At 61.4% G+C, this 5,733-nt stretch carries 5 protein-coding genes; all 5 read left to right on the forward strand.

What is annotated here, in order from left to right; all coding sequences use genetic code 11:
• The first annotated feature begins 170 nt into the window (after positions 1-170).
• The 5 genes from DRB06_RS07050 to DRB06_RS07065 all read left to right on the forward strand — a co-directional run bounded on the left by DRB06_RS07050 (position 171) and on the right by DRB06_RS07065 (position 5,649).
• Positions 171-2,246 (forward strand): DUF6571 family protein, encoded by a 2,076-nt coding sequence (locus DRB06_RS07050; protein ID WP_146750828.1) that lies wholly within the window; start codon positions 171-173, stop codon positions 2,244-2,246.
• A 12-nt stretch (positions 2,247-2,258) separates the two neighbouring features.
• The gene (locus tag DRB06_RS15825) at positions 2,259-2,888 is read left to right on the forward strand and encodes a hypothetical protein (RefSeq protein ID WP_146750829.1); all 630 of its coding nucleotides are present in this window, start codon (positions 2,259-2,261) and stop codon (positions 2,886-2,888) included.
• A 65-nt stretch (positions 2,889-2,953) separates the two neighbouring features.
• Positions 2,954-3,652, forward strand: a complete 699-nt coding sequence (locus DRB06_RS07055) for a hypothetical protein (protein WP_111819505.1) — start codon at positions 2,954-2,956, stop codon at positions 3,650-3,652.
• A gap of 65 nt (positions 3,653-3,717) precedes the next feature.
• Positions 3,718-4,698, forward strand: a complete 981-nt coding sequence (locus DRB06_RS16595; protein ID WP_258522184.1) for a hypothetical protein — start codon at positions 3,718-3,720, stop codon at positions 4,696-4,698.
• 93 nt (positions 4,699-4,791) lie between these two features.
• A complete protein-coding gene (locus DRB06_RS07065; RefSeq protein ID WP_111819506.1) occupies positions 4,792-5,649 on the forward strand; it encodes an RNA methyltransferase in 858 nt (285 codons plus the stop codon).
• Positions 5,650-5,733: the final 84 nt, after the last annotated feature.

Consider the following 5,733-nt stretch of genomic DNA (forward strand, 5'->3'; position numbering starts at 1 on the left):
TGACAGGTTCGACGGCCGCGCACACAGACACCCAACCGCGCACCGCCACCCAAGCACTTACACAACAGGACCTAGCGGGCAGTTGGGCAAGGTGTGGTCTTCACCGCTGGCCGATGATATTGGCACCAGTATTGATTTGACTGTCACCGCGAGAGGCTGTGCGCTCTGACTTGTATACCCTGAACGACTACTGGGTCGAGGAGCCGGTGGAGGGGGTTGGGGAGATGCTCTTCGGATGGATTCCTTCTTTGCAGGCGTACGCTATCACTCCATCCTCTGCTGCTGTGGCGAGACTGGGCGGTACGTCTACGAATATGCCGTCTACGAATATGTCGGGGTTGCTGGGCGGTCTCCAGCAAATCATCGATGATCTGCAGACCCGTCTGGATGAGGCGATCGCCATGAACGATTCCGGCATCACCTTCGGCTCCACCGACGGCACCGTTTGTTACTACCTGCCTGATGGGGTGGAGGACACCCCGGAGAACGTCAAGACTTACAATAGCCAGTCGGTTGCAGACGCTAAGGCTGATGCCACGTCACTGAAGCAGGCACTGGCCAGTAAGGACGGGACCGCGGAAGACGGCCGCACCGTCGAGGAAATCGCCGAGGCCATGTCGAAGAAGCAGGATATTGACATCTACGGTGCTGCCTTAGTAAACACCGTGGGAGTAGATACTTTCCTGGACATGGTCCAGCAGGTGCAGGCGGATAACACTTACTCTACTGCGAGTAGCGGCACCTCTCAGTATGCTCATCCGAAGGCCGAGGATGAGGCGGCGACCGACTCGGTTGTGAATACGATGGGGCATGTCCTGGCGGCGGCTTCTCACCATGATGTCACGGGTCCTCGACTTGCGGCCGCGTTGGAGACGGCGGTGACCGAGGACGGTCACAAGGGCCGCACCGCGGCGATGAATGCGTTGTTGTCGGTTGATGGTCTGTACTACGACACGGGTTTCTTGGTTGATTTGGCGGATCGGATGGAGGAGCTGCCGTATGACGGAACCCGGCCGACCTATCCCATGCCCGCCAACAAGGTTGACGAATACGGTCGCGTGTACACGCGCGAAAGCCTGGACCCGCTTCAGGGCGTGCTGACCGCGATGGGCACCAACACCGAGGCCGCGCTGGGATACCTGGCACCCGAGGATGGGGGATCGGTCGACGGCTCAGGTCATTGGGTTCCCAGCCAGGCCTCGGTGGACCGCTGGGAGTTGCTTACCAACCGCACCTGGGACCCTGACAAGGGCAACGAGGCCTTGACGACCGCGATGGCAGGGGCCTCTGCACAGCGCATGCCGTCTGATGATTCGACGGACGAGCGCGCCGCGTGGGCGACCGGAGAGGCGATGACTTACCTCAGCGGTCTAGATGAGGAAGCATTCACCCAGACGGGTAGGGACAACACCGCCATTATTCTTGGCAACTCCATGGCGGATATTGAGGACGTCATCAACGGCAATGTGGACTCTTCGGGGGCGGTGTTTGTTGGGGATGCGACGCGGCCCGCCGCGCTGCCCGACAACCACGAGTCAGACATCCGCGCACTGACCCGCTTGGTCGGTATGGAGGAGAGTTCGCTGTCGATCCTGTCGAACGCGGTCGGCCGCTACTCCACGGCTCGCAACCAGGCCATCCTCGACGAGTACCCCGACGCCACTTTGGGTGACGGATCGGGGATGGACGAGGCGTTCAAGACCGCCAGCAGGAATGACGGCGCACTCCTGGGGTTCATTGAGCAATCCGCAGTCAGTGCGCTGACCGGTCATGGTGAAAGTGAGGCACATGCCAACGAACTTGCCGCCTCGACTATTCTGGGTGCCTTCGGCGCGGGTTTGTCGGTAGTGCCGCATCCGGGCGCCCAGGCCGCGTCGGTTGCGGTCACTGCTGCAACCCCGGGATTGACCGAGCAGATGAGCCAGTTCGACCTGACACAGGTAGAGGATACCGAGGACCTGTCCGAGGCCGCCCAGCAGGAGGCCTTCCAGGGGGCCATGGCGCAGATCTCGAACGCGGGACGACTGCCCGACGCCGCCTACATCGACTATAACCAGAAGGATCTCGGCGATCTCTACGACTGGATGGACGACGACCATCAGATCGATATGACCATGTTGCTATCTGACTCCACTTACAGGAAGCAGTTCAACCACTGGATGGAGAGCCCCGACGTCCCCTCGTCTGATTTGGAGATCCAGTTCGGCTCAGGTATCTGGGAGGGGCACGACAAGGCTGATGGCTAGGTGGGTATTTGCATGAGTTCGTCAAAGTTGTCTGAGCGTATGTGGGGCTTCGCTAATCGTTTGGGTGCGCCTTTTGTGGTGTCGTTGATGATTGTGGTTTTGGTGCTGGTGGGTCGTTTGGCTTGGTGGGGGTACCAGCAGCTGCCTCCTCCGCGTCCCAGCGAGCCATATTGTTTGGTGCTCAGCGACGAGGATGTTGTCCCACTTTTAGACGAGGCAACGAACGTATATGGTCTCGACGAGCAAATGATCGAATCTTATTGGACCTGTGGAGTCAATGGCGCTCATGAGCGAGGTCTCTACATTCAGGCGGCTCGGGATGCAGATGATGTGCTCGTCAACTACAAGGATATAGGTGTGTCGGTGCTGGATACTGTGTCTGCGAGGCCTGGGGCTCGTGTTCGGTCGGTCGGGGATGCGACTGTGGTGTCCTGGATTCAGGGAGGGGACGCGTATGCAGGCTGGTTCGAGGGAACTGCGGCTGTGATCTTCTCCACCACTCGAACCAATGATGATGCTATTGCTGCGACTCAGGCTCACATCCTTGAGGAGCTTGTGGTTAGGCACGGTGCGGTGCTTTTGGATGATGTTGGTTTTAGCTCTACGCCTTCGCCTACGCCTGATCCGTACTGGACGCCATGAGTGGCCCGGGCGCTTGTGTTGTATTGCCTGTCGCTGTCCTGTCTACTGTTAAGGAGATCGTGAGTATGGGACATCTAGCTGCTGCGTTGCGGGGTCGTTTACGTCGTTCGTTGACGGGTCTGCTCGTATTGCTGTTGGCGTGTGGGCCGCTGGTGGCGTGCTCATCGGAGTCGGATGACAACCCCCTGAATATCCCCACCTATGATCCGGAGGCTGCGGCGTCGGCGGAGGCGTCTGAGTCTGCCGCCGCTGCTGAGGCGTCTGCGTCGGCTGCGGCTTCTGCTGAGGCTGCGGGCATAGTCACTGCGGAGTCGCTGTCCACCGATCGGCATGTGATTACGTCGATCCCTGAGGACCTGGATGAGCAGCAGACCGAGGTGCTCGAGGCCTTTGTCAACTACGACGAGGTGACCTGGAACATCTGGTTCACCGGCACCGGCGTAGAAAACGCTGAACCGCTTACGACCGCCGAGGAGTATCAGATTATCGAGAATAACTACGAGGCTTCATCTGGGCAGACCATCGAAGGGACGGTACGGATATCGGTCACGGAAGTGTTTGCCATGAGTCCCACTGAGGCCCAAGTTCTTGTGTGTGATGATCAGTCCGATTTGACCTCTTACGACGCCGCAGGCCAGGAGAATACTGATCCAGATTACCTTCGAGGAAGATTTGAAATACTTGTAACGTTTACGAATGAAGGTTACGGTTGGCTGGTCTCCGAGGAGGCTAGGCTGTCGACAAATGAGTGCACGGTGCAGTAATGAGATTAGTTAGGCGACTGGCGTCTATATTGGCCTTGGTTGTGTTGTCTATCGGATTGCCGGTAATGGCGTCGTCAAATGCGTGGGCTTTCGACGTATCGGGCGGGGCTTCTGGTTCTGGTTCGTCTTCTGGTTCGGTGGTGCAGGGTGGGGATGGATCGGTTGATATAGCGGTGTATGCGGAGTTCACGTCGGCGGCGCCGGACGGGTCTGGTTCCGGTTCTGGTGGTGGGGTGGCCACGTCGTCGCAGGTGGTGACCGCCGCGGTGCATCCGGTGTGCTGGTACAAGCAGTTGCGTACGGGTGCGGCTACGGCTGAGATGATTGAGAACACCAGTGATCCGGATCTGGCGGAGTCGTTGGGTGAGATGTTCGACGGGTATGACCAGCACGCCGAGGATGCCGATGGGTATTGGTATCGGGCGACGTGCGATTACAGGTATTTCCTGGGGGATGATCCCAGGGACTTTGACGCCTATGCTCGGGAGTGGTTGGACGGCAAGACCCCCGTGTATGTGCCTGCCGGTCAAGCGGCTCCGGAGTCGGTGGTTGATGGTGAGACGTTGGCGCGGGCGGCGTGGGATGCGGTGACGATTCCTACGGCGACGATCGGCTATAACCCGATGGTTGGGGATGTGGGGGCCACGATCGTGGGTATGGATACCTGGGTGTGGGCCACGGGTGACACACCCAAAGAAGTAGAAGTGACGGCTACGGCTGGGTCGACGACCGCCACAATCACCGCCACGGCCTCGATGCTGACCCTTCAGCCTAAGGATGGCACCGCCACGTGCACCGGCTTCGGCATCCCGTGGACTGAAGAGAACGACGCCAAGGGTACGGACTGCAAGATCGTGTTCGACCGGTCCAGCGCGCACTTCAAGGACAGCGTCACCCCGGTAGACATCAAAGTGTCCTACGCGATCACCTACACCGCCACCGACGGCGCTTCGGGCTCGATGGACACCCACACCACCAGCACAACCACCACCATCCACGTCGCTGAGATCCAGACGATAATCGTCCAGCCCACCGACGAACCATGAGTTCCGTGGCGTCCCCTACGTAATCAAGTTCAAGTAGGACCGACCGACTAGACTCGCCGCGCACCGAGTTGGCTCCGAGGAGAGGACGTAAAGATGACCGGGAAGGCGGCCGAGGGCGGAGACGGGGACGTCCCCGAGGGAGAGGTCATGGTGGATCGGGCGGCGCCCGCGGCCCAGCGGATCGCCGACCTGGCCAAGGTCTCTGGGCGTCCCAGCAAGTCCGTGCTGGTGGAGGACTATGAGCCTCTGCTGAACGCTCTGCGTGCCGGGCTGCGTTTCTCCGACGTGTACGTGCTCGACTCGACCCGCCCGCCCCGTGAGCTACTGGACGAGTGTGCGCGCAGGCGCGTCCCCGTCACCGTCATGGCGGCGGCGCTGGCCACGGACCTGTTCCGCTCCGACAAGCGACCGGAGATCTTCGGTGTTGCCCGCGTACCCGCACCGGTGCAGCCCGAGGACCTACTGCAGGCCTCCGGCGACCTGCTGATCCTCGACGGGGTGCGGATCGTCGGCAACATCGGGGCGATCGCCCGCAGTGCCTACGCCTTCGGGGCCGCCGGGATCGTGTTGGTGGACTCCGGGCTGGCCTCCATTGCGGACCGCCGACTGATCCGTGCCAGCCGCGGCTATGTTTTCTCCCTGCCGGTGGCTCTTATGGACTGGCCTCAGGTGCAGGCGCTGGCCACCGACTTCACCCGTGCCGGCGGGCACCTGGCCGCGCTCGACGCCGGGGCGACGGGCTCCCTGGACCGGCTGTCGGCCTGGGAGGGACGACTGGCCCTGATCCTGGGGGCCGAGACCACCGGGCTGACGCCGCAGGCGCGGGCACTGGCGCATGCGACGGTGAGCATCCCGATGAACCCGGCGGTGGAGTCGCTGAACGTATCCGTCGCCGCCGGCGTGCTGCTGCACCGCCGCGCCTGGCGCAACCTGGCCCCGGCTGCCCAGTAGCCGGCACCGAACCGCAGCCCCGCGATGCGCGCTGCATAGCACGACGGCGGGCCACACGCTCACGCAAGAGTGTGGCCCGCCGTC

Origin of the sequence: Actinomyces sp. Z5, from assembly GCF_003287795.1 — a bacterium.
In the GTDB taxonomy this organism is placed as follows: Bacteria; Actinomycetota; Actinomycetes; order Actinomycetales; family Actinomycetaceae; genus Actinomyces; species Actinomyces glycerinitolerans.